Here is a 16,130-nt window from a genome sequence, read left to right as displayed (position 1 = left end):
ATGGTAAAACTAAGAAGAAATATCAACTGACCATAAACAATCTAAAATGTATAGCTTTGCGCGCAATGAATATCCTTAGTATTAGTCGGCCACTCATCGCCGGAATCCTGCATTCTTTCGAACCTGACCATATCGCCGCAGTATCTGTTTTAGCATCTGAACAGGCTATCAGTAAAAAGAAGATCTCCTGGTCAGTTATCTTCAGAGCTTCTCAATGGGCACTGGGCCATTCGGTAACTTTACTGATCTTTGGTATTATAGCACTACTATTTAAGTCATCCTTACAGTTATTTGTCAACAATATCTCTTTCTGGGCAGAAATGTCGGTCGGCCCGATTATGATTATCCTGGGCATCAAAGCCATCAGAAGTAATTACAAAATCAATGAAATTGTGAAGCAGACAGCCAGGGAAGAGCACCGGCATTTACCTTCTGAGCTGATACATTTTCACGGAGAAAAAGGAGAAAAGATAAAAGTAAAACCGCTTACCAGATCTTTCTGGGTTGGCATGTTACACGGACTGGCAGGAACCGGAGGTGTGTTAACCACAGCACTGGTCATCAGCGCAAGCACTATTGGCGGCTCTATTATGGTACTGGTCATCGAATCGGCAGGTATTATTTTAGCCATGAGCATCTATAGTTACCTGCTCATTTCTACCATGAGCCGCTTTCTGCAAAACAATATGGTGGTATTCAAATGGATGAACGGTTTAGCCGGTCTGGGCTCGATACTATTGGGCTCTACCTGGATTTATAAGATAATTGATTTATTATAGGCGTAAGCTCCTCTTCAGAAATATCTGAAAGCGAAAGGTATTGTGCCCCAAGCGCTACAGCTAATTCATCTGCATGGTCGAGGTTGAAATAGCTTGATTCCGTGTTGATAACGAGCGACTGAACAGCATGGTCTTTCAATTGCCCGGCAAGCTGGATCGTCTGACCCCATGGATCTTCACCTGTTCCTGGCAGCGGCACATTTGCCTTACCATCGGTAAGCACAATTAATATAGGATGATAGCCCTTTTTTGCGTCAAATGTATTCAACAATTGAATAGCCGTCTGCAAAGCATGAGGTAAAGGCGTTCTTCCGCCGGTAGGCAGACTTCTCATTGCTTCTTCAGCGAGATCTGTAATTTTAGTAGGTGGCAGCAGCACCTGTGCCTCTATCCCCCTGAATGCAATTACACCAACGGTATCACGTTTTTCATATGCTTCGGTCAGCAAACTCAGCACCGTTCCTTTAACGGCCTCCATTCTCCTGCGTGCAGCCATCGAACCTGAAGCATCAACAATGAATAGAATTAAGTTGCTCATTTTACCCAGACGCTTTTTCTGATGTAAATCGCCCGCAGAGATTTCAAACTTTTCCGGGTCACGTAATACGGCATGGATCACGGTAACGTCTATCGCAATATCACTGGTATTTGTCGCTCGTTGCGCACGCGTATAAGCGCCAATCTTCAGGGTGTCGGTCGCGCTCCTTCTTCCTGCCTTAGGCTCTTCGGGAATTCTTACCCGGGCGATATCAATCTTAGGCAAAGCTTTAGGCATACTGCTTTCAAAGATCTGTTCTTCACCAGATTGAGGCTGATGTTGCGCTGCGTCCCCCTGCTGTTGTTCAATTCTTTTTCCCTGATCCCTGTCTTTCTCTTCATCCGGCTGTCTTTGCGGCTGATCTGGAGTCGGTTGCGATATAGGTGGTGATGATGCTGGTGGCGTGTTAGACTTCTTTTTGCTTCGATGCGGTAATGCCAATTCTGCCGCCATTTTTATATCCTCTTCAGTCACCTGTTGACGAAGATCAAAAGCAGCGAGCGTAATTGCTGTTTTATACATCACAATATCTGCACGCAGACTTCTCACATTCAGTTCTGTAGTGAGCTGACTAATTAAATTGAGCAAATCATCGTCCAGAATAACCTCGGGTAATAACAGTTTAGCCTGCAAAAGCTGCTGCTGCAGTTTAGCCTGCTGCAACGTCCAGCGCTGTACAAAAAGCACAGGATCTGCTTCAAAAGCAATGCGACGGCGCACAACTTCTGTCCGCTCTGCAATATCAGCCGGAGCGTCTACCTGTACCATCAAACCAAACCTGTCCAGAAACTGTGGTCGCAATTGCCCCTCTTCCGGATTCATCGTACCGACCAATGTAAACCGGGAAGGGTGGCTAAGTGATAAGCCTTCTCTTTCAATTATATTTTCACCTGAAGCAGCAACATCCAGCAGCACATCCACCAAATGATCAGACAACAGATTTACTTCATCTATATATAAAATACCCTGGTGCACTGCCGAAAGCAGGCCGGGCTGAAACTTCTTCTTTTTATCTACCAGCACCGCTTCCAGATCAAGGCTACCGATCACCCTTTCTTCAGTAGCACCCAATGGCAAGGTAATAAAGGGAACTTTCCCTTGCTCTATCGCAGGCATCACCTCCGCAAGTGCACGTGCAGCAGTACTTTTTGCTGTTCCTTTATCTCCCTGAATCAGGATTCCGCCAATAGCAGGGTTGACAGCACATAAAAGTAAAGCCTTTTTTAACTTCTCCTGCCCTACTATTGCCGCAAATGGATAATTTATACTGGTGTTATTCAACTTCATTCCGTTCTTCTAATAATGTTTCACTTTCAAGGTACAGCTGTTTCAGGGCCTCCAGCATTGCTGCAGGTACCGACCACATTTTCCTTTTTGCAGCTTCCAGCAATCGCTCGGTAATGGCATGCAGCGCCCATGGATTGTTTTCATTTAAAAACTCCTGCATGCCCTGATCCAGGGCATAAGTTTCTGCGATCTGATCATACATCCAGTCATCCATTACCTTTGCAGTAGCATCATAACCGAACATATAATCTACGGTAGTGGTTAACTCCAGCCCGCCCTTGTAACCATGTTTTTTTATACCGTCCAGCCATTTGGGATTCACTACTCTGGACCGGAAAACACGCAGCACTTCTTCTTTCAGATCCCGAACCGTTGCCCTGTCGGGATTCTGTGTATCACCGAAGTAACTTCTTGGCTGCTTTCCAGTCAGGCTCCGTATAGAAGCAATCATCCCTCCATGGAACTGCAGGTAGTCATCACTATCAAAAATATCGTGTTCCCTGTTATCCTGGTTGTGAAGGGCAACTTCTACACTGGAAAGTCTCTTTTTAAATTCAGTCCTCGCATCCACCCCATTCACGCTGCTGGTATAGGCATAACCACCCCAGTTGATATAGGCAGCAGCAAAATCAGCTTCAGATTCCCAGTTTCTTTCCTGAATCAGCTCGAGTATACCAGCTCCATAAGCTCCCGGAGGAGAACCAAAGATCCTGTAAGCTGCCTTTTCTTCCGCTTGTTCTATGGAAAGGTCTTCCGACTGAAGTTCAGCTAAATCTTTGAGGTAATGTTGTTTTACAAAGTTCTCCTCATCAGGTTCATCTGCAGCAATAACCAGCTGTACAGCATTATCTATCAGTTCAATAAGGTGCGGAAAAGCATCTCTGAAAAATCCGCTGATACGGGTAGTAACATCTATCCTTGGCCTTCCAAGGTCCTCAAGGGCAATCAGTTCCAGGCCGTTCACTCTCCTGCTCTCTGCCTGCCATATCGGTCTTACACCCATTAAAGCAAGGATTTCTGCCACGTCATCCCCTTGGGTACGCATGGCACTGGTCCCCCATATACTTATGGCAACACTCTTAGGATAAAAACCCTTTTCTTTCAGATGGCGCTCCAGCACTTCACGCGCTAATTGCTGGCCGACATGCCATGCGGCCTGTGAAGGTAAAGCACGTGGATCCACACTATAAAAATTACGCCCTGTAGGCAGAATATGCGCCATCCCCCGGGTAGGCGCACCGCTTGGTCCGGCAGGTATATATCCACCGGATAATCCGTGCATCAGATTGCTGATTTCATCGTAAGTGTGCCCCAGATTGGGCAATAAGGAATCACAGATATAGTGTAATACCTGAATGATACCTCCTCCTGTTTCCGTTGTAGAAACAATAGAAAATGTCTCAAAAAATGCCTGATCAATCATTTTCCTGCTGAAGTGATATTTATACATGAGCTGAAGCAGATGGTTGATCAATTCATTCAGCACTTCTGTCACATCGGTAGCCGTGACCAGCGGGCGACCAGCCAAATGAATCAAATGTTGTGGCACAGCAGTTATTCGTTGTCCCTTCTGATCGAGAAGCTCATTGATCTCAAAGCCAAAAAGTGCAGCAACTTCAGCGGCAAGACCAGGTACGCCAATATTTGAAAGACGCGTGAGCGAAGAGAGCATATCTATTAAAGCTGTGCCGATCGGCGCCAAACCTAAGGTATGCAATCCATTCCTGATCTGCGCGGCACCCAATTCACATAAATAACCGTCTATATCTTCTATTAAATGCGCAATATCCTTTCCGTCCATTTCGGTAATACTCACCGGAACACCCTCCGGAGTCATTTCATCATCCCATTCATGCACATGATCTCCATGATCACGCTTCAGCATGGCTGAAAGATCTTTATCCAGGTTTGTCTGTTTGATCAGTGTCCATATCTGCTGCTGCAGTAAAGGTAGTTTAGAAGGATCCAATGTTTCTACCTGATAATATTCATCCACCAATTGGGTCAGTAAGGCCAGTTCTCCATAACTGTCTGCCGAAGTCATAGCCGGGGTAAGATGATCTACCACCACCGCATGTGCTCTTCTTTTGGCTTGTGAACCTTCACCCGGATCATTGATAATAAAAGGATAGAAGAGCGGCATATCAGCAAGAAACGCATCGGGAAAGCAATTTTCTGACAGACCGATACTTTTTCCGGGTAACCATTCCAGTGTACCATGTTTACCCACATGCACAATGGCATCTGCACCCCAGTCTGTTCTCAGCCAGCGGTAGAAAGCGTGATAGTGATGTGTTGGCGCCAGATCCGGCTGATGGTATATCGCATCGGGATCCATACCGTAACCGCGCGGAGGCTGGAGCGCGACCAGCGCGTTTCCAAGCTCAATGCCTGCGAAAGAGATATAACCGTCATGTACATAAGATTTTCCCGGAGCGGCTCCCCACTGTTTCTCCATGTTGTGTTGCAGCGCAACGGGAAGGTCTTTAAACCAACTGGCGTAGCGCTCAAATGAAACACGACCTATGGCAGCTGATAATTGTTGTGAAGTAAGATAACTCTCATCATAAGAACACCTGTTGATCAGGTCATGGATCAACTGCGTACCCGAAGAAGGCAGATTACTGATCTGGTAACCTTCACCCTGCATCGCCTGCAAAATAGCCATCAGTGATTCCGGCGCATCGAGTCCAACAGCGTTTCCAACCTGCGATGCTTTACTGCTGGAATTCGTAAAAATAAAAGCTACCTTTTTTGCCCGGTTGGGTAAATGCTTTAAGCGCGAAAAGCGTAGGGCAAGTCCGGCTACACGTTCCACCCGGTCTTCCAGAGGTTCATATCCTTTAGCGTCCCTGCCTTTCTCTTTAAAAGAGATGGGCACCGTGATAATTCTGCCGTCAAATTCGGGAATGGCAACATTCATTGCGGTATCTAATGGGTTCAGCCCACGTTTTGATGATTCCCATGAGCCACGGCCCATACCACTGGTAATAGCCTGTAAAATGGGAACGTTTAATTTATTGAGTATACTTTCACCTGAATTTGCTGCATTGGCATCCTGCATGGCGAAAGAAACAGTATTAATCAGCACATCGATGTTGACCAGTCCTTCTGTTCTGAAAAACTGGAATGCAGCAGGCCAGCCAGTCACTTCATCGTTAGCTTTGAGTGAGGCTGTAAATACAGGAAGAACATTTAAATCCCGATCTTCAAGAGATCTGATCAAAGCATCTATAAAAGCGGTGTTCCCACTGATATAATGTGCCCGGTAAAATGTGATTCCTATATTCGGAAAAGCCGGATTTCTTCTTAAATACCAATCCTGCAGACTGGCATTTTCAGGCAATTCAGGATGGTAGATACCGTGTTGTGGCAAAATAACAGGCGCATCAAAACCAAAACCGGTAAGCAGTAAATGATCGGACAAAAAATGAAGGAGGGATACCAGGTTAATATGTCCACCCGCATCCAGGTAATCTAATGTTTCCTGCAAAATAGCAGGTGTCACAGTAGAAGCGGCTGCATATTCCGGGTTAAAGTCGCTCGTGCCACTTACAATAATCAAATGCTGACCTTGCTTCCGCGCACGCTGCACCAGTTCACTAAAGCCGGGTATACTGCTCGGTCTGCCTAATATTCTGAGTATAATAATTTTAGCACCTGCAATTTCCCTGTCCAGCAGCTGAGCCATATGTGCTTCACTTTTTACGGCAAGCAGATTTATGCCTAATGTTCGGGGGAAATCTTCTGGCAAAGACTGGATAGCGCGGTGTAGCGTCAATAAGTCTGTATCTGCATGGCTGAGAAAAACAATTCCCTCTTTAGCATGATCCGCAGTATTGGATAGCGAAGGAGCCTCAGTACCCTTCCAGGTATAAAACTGAAACACATACTCATTGAGTTCGGCCGGTGGTATTTGAAAACGGTCAGCAACAACCATACCTTCTATATAATCAAAAATGGCTGTTACCTGCCAGTCGCTATTGATAGAATGAAACCATACAGAATGTCCGTCGAATAACAGTGTAACCACATTTGCCAGCGTACATGGACCGAGACAGCCCCCTTTAGTCATGTGCACTACATTCCGTAATTTACGGCGCAACCACTCATTCTTATAAAGGTCTACCGGAACAGCGCTATATCCCCTGTCTGTTCTCCCACAGCAGCAGGCATTATAACAATAAGATAGGTGCCCTCTTCTCTGAACAAGATTAATCGCTTTACCGTCCGCCCTGGTTACACGCTGCCTTTTGATTTCCGCCATTATTCGATCAATTCTTAATTATGCTGATGAGGTTTCCCTTCAAAAGTATTAAGAATTTTTATCATTAGCCGGCCTAATTGGTATACCTGTAGCAATAAAACCTTTGAACATGTTACGCAGCAACTGGTGTCTTGGCCAGAGGTCGCTTTTTACTATAAAAGTCGAACAATATATAAACCAGCCAGGCTACAATTAAAGAGGCAAGTACGCCGAGACCAATATTATGGATGTTGTGTTGATTAAAAAATAGAAACACAGAACGATGTGTAAGATAAAGCGGATAAGAGATGTTCCCAAGAACGTTAAATATCTTTTTAGTATTGAGGGATAAATAAGTAACCTTATGGTTATAGAATACAACCACAAAAACTATTCCCAGCGTAAATAACTGCAGAGCAAAGTATATCAGATCATGACTGACAAAATCACCTGCCGTATGTTGCTTAATCTGATGAAACAATTCTATCAGGATAGTTAAACCAAAATAACAGGCAAAAAAGAGTGCGACATTGATTGCCATGAATTTTCGTTTTTCAGGATATATGGAATAAACAAAACCTGCCACCCATATAAATCCAAGGATGATTAAATTAAGTCCTGCAGTAACCCCTGCATAATAAGGCCAGTGAAATAGTGTCCGGCCAGCAATATGAATCAAAAAGGCAGCAAATGAAATATAGATAATAACCATCAAAGCTTTAAAGGACAGCTTATATAAATATGGAGCGAGTGCATATAACCAAACCTCAAGGGATAAACTCCAGGCGACAACTACATAAGAAAGTGAAGTGAAAATCTGATTCAGAAAGAGCAGATTCAACACAAGTAAAACGATAAACTCCGTTGTGATCTGATCCTGTACAACTAAATAGTGTATAATTATACTGACAATATAAACGGGATAAATTCTCTGCAATCTTCTTTTAAAATAAGAATCCTGATTTTTCTGTATCGACTTTCCAATAGATAAACCACTAATCAATAAGAATCCAAGAACTGCCTCAAAAGCACCTAACTTACCATACCAGGGTCTTGAAGTATCGCTCATTAATGTTGCAGGAAGGTGGTGAAAGAGTACTACTATAGCTAAAAAGAACCTGGTAATTGCTAAAACTTCCCAGTTATAAGTTATTTTTTTCATTAAAATTGAGCCTGATCTTAAATTCAATAGCAATAATTAAACCATTAAATCAATTAAAAATAATGTTTCAGACTTAAATCCCAAAATGAAATAAAATTTTAACGTTTCTTAGAGGAGAAATGCTATTTATTAATATTCACCTAACAAATTCTTTATTCGAAAGGGTGAAATTCATAAAAAAACTCAATTAAACAGACTTATCAGAGTGACCCAGACCTTTTTCGGGACAAACTACGTCTCTGATCAGCTGCTTCAACTCCTTAACTTCCGGAAAACGGCTATGTGCTTTCCTGTCAAACACCGTCAGGCCATCAACGCGAACAATATAGGCGCCACCTGTCTGACTTGGCTGTAACAATACGCCATGAACTTCATCAGTGAAAGTGGTCAATAATTCCTGCGCCATATAGGCCGCTCTAAGCATCCATCCACATTTAGGACAATACTCTATACTAACAGTTGGCTTCATCATCTTATTTGTTAACAAATAAATCACTGCTCAGATAACGGTCGCCACGATCACAGGCAATAAAAACAATGACACCAGAACTCAACTCAGCAGCTAACTTCAATGCACAGGCCAGCGCACCACCGCTGCTCATTCCGGCAAAGACCCCTTCAGTACGCGCCATCTTTCTCGCATATTCACCCGCCTCGTCCTGCGACACATCCATTACCCGGTCTACTCTTGAGGGATCAAATATTTTAGGAAGGTAGGCCTCCGGCCATCTCCTGATGCCAGGGATAGATGATTCTTCCGTGGGCTGGCAACCTATAATCTGTATCTCAGGATTTTTTTCCTTCAGGAACATAGAGTTACCCATAATACTTCCTGTAGTCCCCATCGAACTTACAAAATGAGTAATCTGTCCATCTGTATCACGCCAGATTTCCGGACCTGTTGTCTTATAATGGGCCAGGTAATTATCAGGATTTGAAAACTGATCAAGCAGGAAATAACCGGGCTCAGCACTTTTTTCTTCCGCATAATCCCTGCAGATTTCTATGGAGTCCAGTAAAGTTACTTTTGCGCCAAAAGCTTCCATCGTCAATGTGCGCTCCCTTGTAGAATTAGAGGGCATCACCAGCTCAATCTCAAGCTGGTAAATGGCAGCAATCATGGCTAATGCAATTCCCGTATTTCCACTCGTAGCTTCAATTAACTTAGTGTCTTTGCCTACATCTCCACGTTCCATCGCACTGCGGATCATATTCAAAGCAGCCCTGTCTTTTACGCTTCCTCCAGGATTATTACCTTCCAGCTTGGCAAAAATCTTAACGTCAGGATTTGGATTTAACTGTTGAATTTCTACCAATGGCGTATTTCCTATACATTCGATCAAATTTCCCATTTCTTGTCTATTTCTTTGTCTCTATAACTTTCATGGCCGATTGGTGATATACCGTAGAACCGGCAGGCACACTCCTGGTCAGCCATACATTCCCACCAATAATACAATGTTCACCTATAAAAGTATCTCCGCCCAGTATGGTTGCACCAGAGTAAATAATCACATGGTCGCCAATAGTCGGATGCCTCTTCATATCAGCCATATATTTTTCTACACTTAATGCGCCCAGTGTAACGCCCTGATACAATTTAACGTGATTCCCTATTTCCGTAGTTTCTCCAATAACAATACCAGTTCCATGATCTATAAAAAGATACTCTCCTATTCTTGCGCCCGGATGGATATCAATCCCCGTTACTGAATGTGCATACTCTGTTAAAAATCTTGGAATTAAAGGCACCTGCAGTAATAGCAGGTGATGTGCGATTCTATAAAAGCAGATAGCAAGAAAGCCAGGATAGGTACGTATAATTTCGAATTCACTTTTCGCAGCCGGATCACCACTCAGCGTGGCACTGATATCGGTATTCATTTTCCGGTACAATTCCGGCAGATCCTGATAAAATGATTCAGCAATCAATTCGTTTTCACACCCGATACAAGCTTTGGTAGAGGTAAGGATATAAAGCAGCCCCTGCTCTGAGTCGGCAAACATTTTCCTGATCTCCGCAAGGGTATATTCAGCCCTGGTTAACCGTTCAGGATAAATCAGATTCAGCAAGTTAATAGCCCATTCTGCAATCTCCCTGTTGGAAGGCACAGGGTCAATGTGTTCTTGCTTCTGATAAATATGCAGGTAAAAATCCTCGTTCATTTCACTTCCTTTATCCCAATTTCAATGGATTGTTCACTATATTTATTTCCTGTTTGGTATCCGGCAACTTGATGTCATTCGCTGTCAGTGTTTCAATGATCTTTTCGTAATTAGCGTGGTAGGCCGTCCAGAACGTTGTATTGGTCGACCATGCCCTCACCAGCAGCACAATCGCACTATCGGTAAGCGAGCCGACCAGAACAACCGGTTTTGGTTCTTTCAGGACCAGTGCATCATTTTCCAGTACAGCAAGGATGGTTTTACGTGCCGTGTCAATATTGGTATCATAAGAAAGACTGATTTTATATTCTGCCTGACGAATCTCATTGTCAGACACGTTATTGATCACTGCATTAGCCAGCGGACCGTTTGGCGCATAAATGGTTGTTCCGTTACCTGCTTTTAGGGTAGTATATAGTATATCTATTTTTAATACTGTGCCGGAGACATTATTGCTGGAGGTAATATTGTGGCCGACTTTAAAGGGCTTAAATAATAAAATCAGCACCCCACCGGCAAAATTGGAAAGGCTTCCCTGCAGGGCCAGGCCGACCGCCAAACCTGCAGCACCCAATACCGCCACAAACGAAGTTGTCTGTATCCCAATCATAGATGCACAACAGATGATCAGCAGCACATATAAGGAAACATTCACGATACTCAGCAGGAACTCGCTCAGGGAAATATCCACCTCATTACGCCGGAAACGTCCATGAAGAAATTTCACGAACTTTTTAATCAGCCAGAGTCCGACCAAGAGCGTAACTACCGACATCACCAACCCCGGCAAAAAATTAAAAATCAGTCGCGTAATACTACCTGTATAAACTTCAATCTTATTCATTTTAAACATATCTTTCACAAAGATACTGAACTCATTTAAGCTCTTCGGCCGAAGAGTTCATTAAGATGTCAAGAAAAATGAATCTGTCAAAAGGCCGGCTTCAGATTTTCTCCAAAGCCGGCCTGAATAAGAGCAGTATCTGGTCAAAAAGCATTGATGACCAGCTGTATGGCACCATGATTGTGTTCCGGACTAAACATTGCTGTCGCCGCCACGGGCATATGATGATTAAATAGTATCAGTTCTTTATTCAGCGTTAAACCCGTATTAACGATGTTCGGCTTATCCCCATAAAAACTCTTATCCCTGCCAAAAGCAAAGCCGCCAGCCACATACACATGGAGGTTAATCGTACCTTCTTCCCATAATTTATAATCAAGCTGCACATAATTGGAATAATTGTTTCCCAGCTGCCCGTCACTCTTCACATGTGTATCACGGCCCTGAACAATTGTGCTCCAGCTAATGCTCAGAGGAAATGCTTTACCAAACTGGTAAGCCGCAGAAACATCGATGAAATGTGAAGTGCTGTCCCTTTTGTAGTCAAACAGTTTTGCATTTGGAAAGTCCGTAAAATTATTGATATCCCATACCGCAAAGCTCCAGCCTTTTTTGGCATAACTTACATAGTAATCAAACTCTCTGTATTCACCATTAAGTCCGGCTCCACCCCATAATCCGGCAGAAAAGCTGCCGTCACGTGTGGTATAATGCATGTCCACATCAGTAATCGGGCTATTGGAAACCCTGAAGCCACGCCAGATGTACATATTCCGCAGCTGCAGGTTTACATTATAGGGACGATATTTTTTAACCGGAACCGTATCTGTCTTTCTTGCTGTGGTATCCTGAGCCTGAAGATTCAGGCAAAGGCATAGCCCTAGTGCAACCAGAAGGCTGCCTTTATAGATGGCTTTCATAATTATTTTTTTTAAAGCGGGAGAATATTTATTCTCCCGCGGTTAATGTAATTGAAGATAAATCAGTGCAGCGATTCCCGAACCGATCAGCGGACCCAATACAGGTACCCATGAATATGCCCAGTCACTGCTTCCCTTACCTTTAATTGGCAGAATGGCGTGCATTAGCCTTGGCGCCAGATCGCGCACGGGGTTGGTTGCATATCCGGTGGTTCCGCCTAGCGACAAACCAATAACCCATACCAGGAATGCTACCGGAATAGCGCCTACAGAACCCAGACCTACTGGCACTTTGGTCGGAGTGATCTCTGCTCCCGTAATATAAAAAATGGTAAAGATGAGCACGAAAGTACCGACAATCTCACTGACCATATTAGATGCATAATTGCGGATCGCAGGAATCGTACTGAACACACCCAGAATAGTACTCTGCGAAGTCGTACGTTTAAAGTGATCGAGGTACATTACCCAAACCAGGAAGGCACCCATACAGCCACCCAGGAACTGAGCCGAAATGTACATGGGTACATCTGCCCATGGGAACTTACCGATGATGGCTAAACCTAAAGTAACTGCGGGATTTAAATGTGCCCCGCTATAAGGACCGGCAACGGTAACTGCTATAAAAACAGCCAAACCCCATGCGGTGGTAATTACCATCCACCCGCTATCTTTTCCTTTTGTTTCGTTTAATATGACGTTGGCAACTACGCCATCGCCAAGGAGTATAAGCAACATCGTGCCTATCAACTCTGCTATAAATGGAGTCATTTGATCAGGATTAAAGGGTGATTTATGCTTTGTCAGTTACAGGTAATTCATCAGTAGATCTTTGAGCGGTATAAATTGCTCTTTCCCAGCCGTTGATCCCGGCCGCGACTTTTTCAGGATCTCCCTGAGCGGCAAATTCCTTATCTGCCTGCCATAACTGCTGAATCTCTTCCACACTATCCCAGAAACCTACAGCAAGACCAGCCAGATAGGCAGCGCCTAAAGCAGTGGTTTCGATGATTGTAGGCCTGATTACCTTACAACTTAGTAAGTCAGACTGAAACTGCATCAGCAAATCATTCGCCGCCGCTCCGCCATCAACCCTAAGCTCTTTAATTTCTACTCCGGCATCGGCCTGCATGGCTTTCAGCACATCCATTGTCTGGTAAGCAATTGCCTCTAAAGCTGCACGTGCAATGTGAGCCTGGTTAGTACCGCGACTTAAACCTATAATCGTTCCGCGAACATCGGGTTCCCAATAAGGCGCACCCAGACCAGCGAAAGCAGGTACAAAGTATACTCCCTGCGTATCTTCCACACTTAAAGCCAGTTTCTCTATATCAGCAGAAGATTTAATAATTCCCAGGCCGTCACGCAGCCATTGTACCACCGCTCCGCCTATAAAAATACTCCCTTCAAATGCATATTGTACTTTTCCGTCAATTTTCCAGGCAACCGTAGTCAGCAGGTTATTTTTTGATTCGATAAACTCCTCACCGATATTCATCAGCATAAAACAACCTGTACCATAGGTATTTTTCACCATTCCTTTTTCAAGACACATCTGCCCGAAAAGTGCAGCATGCTGATCTCCCGCAATCCCTGCAATAGGAATTTTAGAAGCGAAAATGGTCGTGGCCGTTTCACCATAAACTTCACTGGATTGTTTTACCTCTGGCAACATGCTTTTTGGAATGTCCAGCAACTCCAGCAATTCATCGTCCCACTGCTGCGTACGGATGTTAAAAAGCATGGTACGACTTGCATTGGAAATATCGGTCACATGTACATGCCCCCTGGTTAATTTCCATACCAGCCAGCTGTCTACCGTTCCAAAGGCAAGATCACCAGCATTCGCTCTTTCCCTTGCACCTTCAACATTGTCCAGTATCCATTTAATCTTTGTACCGGAAAAATAAGAGTCAATTACCAGCCCTGTTTTAGAGCGGATCATATCAGCCTTACCTTCTTTCTTTAACTGATCGCAGTAATCAGCCGTCCTCCTGTCCTGCCAGACAATAGCATTATAAACAGGTTCACCAGTATGGCGATCCCAGACAATCGTTGTTTCACGCTGATTGGTAATCCCTATTGCTTTAATATTAGTCCCGTTAATCCCTAATTTCACTGTTGCTTCAGCAGCCACTCCTGCCTGCGTAGACCAGATCTCGTTCGGATCATGTTCTACCCAGCCTGACTGGGGAAATATTTGTGTGAATTCCTTCTGAGCTACAGATCTTATTTTACCAGCATGATCAAATACGATTGCGCGTGAGCTTGTAGTGCCCTGATCCAGGGCTAAAATGAAGTCTTCCATGATTATATGATTTATATTGGTTTTTTTAAATTATTCGGGTTAATTGGCAGGCAAATAAGGCACCAGCAGGTAAGATTGTGCCAGTTTGGTAAAAGTAGCGATCTGCTCTTTTTTCCATGCTTCGTCCTTTTGTAACTCGCCGGCTATCAGCTCCGCTACTACCGGCGCCATATCTATTGCAGCCCGCGCATCCAGGAATAATGCCCTCACTCTTCTGGCCAGCACATCTTCTACCGTTCTGGCCATTTCATGACGAACAGCCCAGATGACCTCTGCTTTAAGGTAAGGCATACGCACATGCAGTTGCTCTTTCCATACAGGATTCTCATTTCCTAAAGCAAGCACAGCCGCTTCATCACTTCCATAAACATAAAGGTGATCATTACGGTCTACATCAGCCTTGCTGCCGTGGATCGGTAAATCTTTTGTTCTGGTAGCTACCTTTTTCAATCGGCCCACTTCCATTGCCTTATCAATCGTATCCTCACCCATCCTGCGATAGGTTGTCCATTTACCACCAGTGATGGTGATTAATCCTGATTCAGTAACGATCAGCTTATGGCTTCTGGAGATTTCTTTCGTTTTTGAGGATCCTTTTTCCGGTGCAGCTAAAGGTCTCAGACCGGCAAATACACTCAGCACATCATTACGTGTTGGCGCTTTCACTAAATATTTTGCAGCAGTACGCATAATAAACTCGATCTCTTCTTCCAGCGCTACCGGCTCCAGGCTATGCTGATCTAAAGGCGTGTCCGTAGTCCCAACCACCAGTTTATCGTGCCATGGCACCACAAACAATACCCTGCCGTCATCCGTTTTAGGGATCATGATCGCGTCTTCGCCCGGCATGAATGAACGGTCAATCACTAAATGGACACCCTGACTTGATCTCACGAGTGGCTTTTTACCTGGTTTATCCATTTGTAAAAGGTCATCCACAAAAACGCCAGTAGCGTTAATGACAGTTTTTCCTTTAATATGATAAGTAATGCCTGATTCTATATCTGTTGTTACCACACCGGCTATTTTAGCCTGTGCATCTTTGAGCAAACTCGTTACTTTGAAGTAGTTCAAAATCGTTGCACCCTGTTCCAGTATGGTCTGGGCTAGATTTACAGCAAGACGTGAATCATCAAACTGACCATCGTGATAAGCGACTCCGCTATACAATCCCTTCTGCTGAATGGTAGGCAGTTTACTGATCACTTTGCTTTTTGAAACGTATTTCGCTCTTCCAAAACCAAGTTTCCCGGCCAGCAAATCATAAATTGTCAGTCCGATAGCATAAAATGCGCCACCCCACCATTCGTAATTGGGAATAATAAAAGTCTCGTTCTTAACTAAGTGGGCGGCGTTTTTCAACAACAATCCTCTTTCGTACAATGCCTCTCTAACCAGCCCGATATCACCCTGGGCGAGGTAACGCACACCACCGTGAACCAGTTTGGTACTGCGACTGGAGGTGCCTTTTGCAAAATCGGCCTGTTCCAATAGTAAAGTCTGGTAACCACGACTGGCTGCATCCAATGCTGCACCCAACCCTGTTGCACCACCACCAACTACAATCACATCCCATACCTTATCCTGGTCAGCAATATTTTTTACGATTTCTTTTCTATCTGTGTTCATCTTCAAAGCCTCCTCTGTTCTTTACAAACCTATGTTTCATTTGCTATATCAAACTTACGAAATAAAAACAATACGAAACAAATAAAAAGCATATTAATTTTACATATCGTAATTATGTGGCTTTACAGTGCATAAACAGAATAAAATATAAAAAATGAAAGTGCATTTCAAAACAAATCGAAACAAACGCAATACTATAAAATAATTAGTTGTTTATTTCGCTTTAATAGCGCACTAATTGTTATTTTTGA

General features: G+C 43.9%; 12 protein-coding genes. 1 reads left to right on the top strand and 11 read right to left on the bottom strand.

The window, feature by feature from the left end; all coding sequences use genetic code 11:
• Positions 1–65: 65 nt before the first annotated feature.
• On the top strand, positions 66–779 hold the full coding sequence (locus tag OQX62_RS04665; protein ID WP_265830248.1) for a hypothetical protein: 714 nt from the start codon (positions 66–68) through the stop codon (positions 777–779).
• On the opposite strand, the gene OQX62_RS04660 is transcribed toward OQX62_RS04665, so the two are convergent.
• From OQX62_RS04660 to OQX62_RS04610, 11 genes are all read right to left on the bottom strand, one after another.
• Positions 745–2,604 (bottom strand): magnesium chelatase subunit D family protein, encoded by a 1,860-nt coding sequence (locus tag OQX62_RS04660; protein ID WP_265830247.1) that lies wholly within the window; start codon positions 2,602–2,604, stop codon positions 745–747. The genes OQX62_RS04665 and OQX62_RS04660 overlap by 35 nt on opposite strands.
• The gene (gene cobN, locus OQX62_RS04655) at positions 2,591–6,871 is read right to left on the bottom strand and encodes a cobaltochelatase subunit CobN (protein WP_265830246.1); all 4,281 of its coding nucleotides are present in this window, start codon (positions 6,869–6,871) and stop codon (positions 2,591–2,593) included. Before cobN ends, OQX62_RS04660 begins: the two co-directional genes overlap by 14 nt.
• Before the next feature lie 112 nt (positions 6,872–6,983).
• Positions 6,984–8,012 (bottom strand): acyltransferase family protein, encoded by a 1,029-nt coding sequence (locus OQX62_RS04650; RefSeq protein WP_265830245.1) that lies wholly within the window; start codon positions 8,010–8,012, stop codon positions 6,984–6,986.
• A 187-nt stretch (positions 8,013–8,199) separates the two neighbouring features.
• Positions 8,200–8,484 (bottom strand): SelT/SelW/SelH family protein, encoded by a 285-nt coding sequence (locus tag OQX62_RS04645; RefSeq protein ID WP_265830244.1) that lies wholly within the window; start codon positions 8,482–8,484, stop codon positions 8,200–8,202.
• A 1-nt stretch (position 8,485) separates the two neighbouring features.
• Positions 8,486–9,364 carry a cysteine synthase CysM gene (gene cysM / locus OQX62_RS04640; RefSeq protein WP_265830243.1) on the bottom strand — a complete coding sequence of 293 codons (879 nt, stop codon included), beginning with the start codon at positions 9,362–9,364 and terminating at the stop codon, positions 8,486–8,488.
• A 7-nt stretch (positions 9,365–9,371) separates the two neighbouring features.
• On the bottom strand, positions 9,372–10,178 hold the full coding sequence (gene epsC, locus OQX62_RS04635) for a serine O-acetyltransferase EpsC (RefSeq protein ID WP_265830242.1): 807 nt from the start codon (positions 10,176–10,178) through the stop codon (positions 9,372–9,374).
• Between the two features lie 10 nt (positions 10,179–10,188).
• Entirely contained in the window at positions 10,189–11,022 is an 834-nt protein-coding gene (locus tag OQX62_RS04630; RefSeq protein WP_265830241.1) for a mechanosensitive ion channel family protein, read from the bottom strand.
• A 143-nt stretch (positions 11,023–11,165) separates the two neighbouring features.
• The gene (locus OQX62_RS04625; protein ID WP_265830240.1) at positions 11,166–11,942 is read right to left on the bottom strand and encodes a hypothetical protein; all 777 of its coding nucleotides are present in this window, start codon (positions 11,940–11,942) and stop codon (positions 11,166–11,168) included.
• Positions 11,943–11,984: 42 nt separating this feature from the next.
• Positions 11,985–12,713 carry an MIP/aquaporin family protein gene (locus OQX62_RS04620; RefSeq protein ID WP_265830239.1) on the bottom strand — a complete coding sequence of 243 codons (729 nt, stop codon included), beginning with the start codon at positions 12,711–12,713 and terminating at the stop codon, positions 11,985–11,987.
• A 22-nt stretch (positions 12,714–12,735) separates the two neighbouring features.
• The gene (gene glpK / locus OQX62_RS04615; RefSeq protein ID WP_265830238.1) at positions 12,736–14,250 is read right to left on the bottom strand and encodes a glycerol kinase GlpK; all 1,515 of its coding nucleotides are present in this window, start codon (positions 14,248–14,250) and stop codon (positions 12,736–12,738) included.
• A gap of 39 nt (positions 14,251–14,289) precedes the next feature.
• Positions 14,290–15,879, bottom strand: coding sequence for a glycerol-3-phosphate dehydrogenase/oxidase (locus OQX62_RS04610; RefSeq protein WP_265830237.1), 1,590 nt, complete (start codon positions 15,877–15,879; stop codon positions 14,290–14,292).
• Between the last annotated feature and the right edge of the window lie 251 nt (positions 15,880–16,130).

The sequence above is a fragment of the Pedobacter sp. MR2016-24 genome, from assembly GCF_026239655.1.
Lineage (GTDB): Bacteria > Bacteroidota > Bacteroidia > Sphingobacteriales > Sphingobacteriaceae > Pedobacter.
This window is presented reverse-complemented; position numbering and strand designations above follow the sequence as displayed.